Consider the following 910-nt stretch of genomic DNA (forward strand, 5'->3'; position numbering starts at 1 on the left):
GCCGTAGACGTCCTCGTAGTAGCAGTGGAGAAAGCCTCGGAAGAGTTCTGGTGGCTCATGAACTCGTGTTCGCCCCCGCTTGCAGGGGGCGAACACGTCGTATTCCAGTAGAAATCCGAGCTTAAGATGCTCAAACAGCGATACCGTCTCAGTCGCCGCGACATTCAAGAAGCCGTCGACAGAAGTTACGTTTTGCAGGGTTTGGGTGTTGTTGGACACAATTCCCACGCCCTGCAACCTCGCATGTGACGCTTTCTATGACACGCTCTGGAGGTTATTACTATCGTTGGTCTCGGTGCCACTACATTGGGACTCGTTATTACTACAGCGGCATTTCTGCGGCAACGACAAAACGCGAAGAACGAAGAACAGCAGCGAAAGAGAATGGAACGTCGCCTTAATCGAAAGGACGAATTAGAAGACCTTTCAGAGAGGCTTCGAGATTTGCATAGTCGAATTAGGTTGCTCTGCGAAAGAACCACCAATCCTCGCTCTAACGAAGATATGGATTTGTTCTTGCATGATTTTGCAAGAGATCTCCTTGCGTACCATCACACGACTGGCAACGATCCTACTGTAGCAGTACCAGAAGTAAACCATCTTCGAGAGAGTGAAGAAGGCAATATCACCCTGACAACAACGTCTGAAGTAGTTGATGCATATCATCAAACCGATCCGCCACATCTCATTCAAGCCAAAATTCGAATACAGGATAGAGACGACGCTCTACGATGGTCAACAAAAGAAAACATTGACTGGGGAATCAGAAATATCACATTTGTCAGGGATGAGATGAACGAGATAGAGGATTGGAATGTTGATCTCTTGAACCAATTGGTCGCGTCGCAGAATCCTTTAGAATCGGGACGATACCCGTCGGCAAGAAGCCGTAGCTGATACCTGAAAGGAA

General features: G+C 47.9%; 1 protein-coding gene and 1 pseudogene. One reads left to right on the plus strand and one right to left on the minus strand.

All coding sequences use genetic code 11. From position 1 onward, the window contains the following. Window positions 1-219 (minus strand): annotated as a pseudogene (locus PHA81_RS20790) (IS5/IS1182 family transposase); the annotation flags it as partial. An 87-nt stretch (window positions 220-306) separates the two neighbouring features. Here PHA81_RS20790 and PHA81_RS20795 point away from each other — a divergent pair. After that, window positions 307-897 carry a hypothetical protein gene (locus PHA81_RS20795; protein ID WP_273838796.1) on the plus strand — a complete coding sequence of 197 codons (591 nt, stop codon included), beginning with the start codon at window positions 307-309 and terminating at the stop codon, window positions 895-897. The last annotated feature ends 13 nt before the right edge of the window (window positions 898-910 follow it).

Source organism: Halococcus sp. PRR34 (assembly GCF_028617175.1).
GTDB classification, from domain to species: domain Archaea; phylum Halobacteriota; class Halobacteria; order Halobacteriales; family Halococcaceae; genus Halococcus; species Halococcus salifodinae.